Annotated in this window: 1 protein-coding gene; it reads right to left on the reverse strand. The window is 58.9% G+C overall.

The window, feature by feature from the left end; genetic code table 11:
• Positions 1 to 198, reverse strand: a 198-nt coding sequence (locus CSQ89_RS23460) for a hypothetical protein (RefSeq protein ID WP_233203465.1), incomplete at its 3' end; no start/stop codon positions are given.
• Positions 199 to 582 lie beyond the last annotated feature (384 nt).

Below are 582 nucleotides of genomic sequence, written 5' to 3' on the forward strand. Positions count from 1 at the left end.
GTCGTCAACTGCACTATTTCCGCTACAGCCTCCGGTTGCGTCACGGATGTCGTCTCTGAGTTCTGGCAAGCTATATAGACCCAACGGATCGATGTATCTCAGCGGATTTCCGTTGACATAGGCATAGATATTCGGCTCTGACACAAACGGTCGTACCGACTCCCACCAAACCCAGACACCATGCGGGTTCCAGCGCATCCGCACAGGCTCAATCGCAGCAATAAAGAACAATTTTCTCTAGACGCGGTTTTACGCGCTGCGCACAAGGTACGCCGACGCAGTGTAACGCCTTGCCGTGGGCGGCTAAAGGGGTGAAGCGCTGATCTGGGGCGTTATCGTCGCCCAGGCCCCTTTACAGGGCGTTTACGGGGACGGCTGGGGGCTTGGAGAGGCGGTGGACAGCAGAAGCCCGCAGACAGGGCTGCGGGCGGCGAGAATGGGACTGCGGATCAGGATTTGCGCTTCATCAGCACTTTTACCCGCATCGCCTCGGTATCGCTGGCGCGTGCATCCGTCAGGTGTTGTTCCGCCAGATAGGTGTCTTCCAGGTCGCCCAGGTGCGCCAGGATGGCTTTGCGGGCG

This window comes from Chitinimonas sp. BJB300, from assembly GCF_002735695.1.
In the GTDB taxonomy this organism is placed as follows: Bacteria; Pseudomonadota; Gammaproteobacteria; order Burkholderiales; family Chitinimonadaceae; genus Chitinimonas.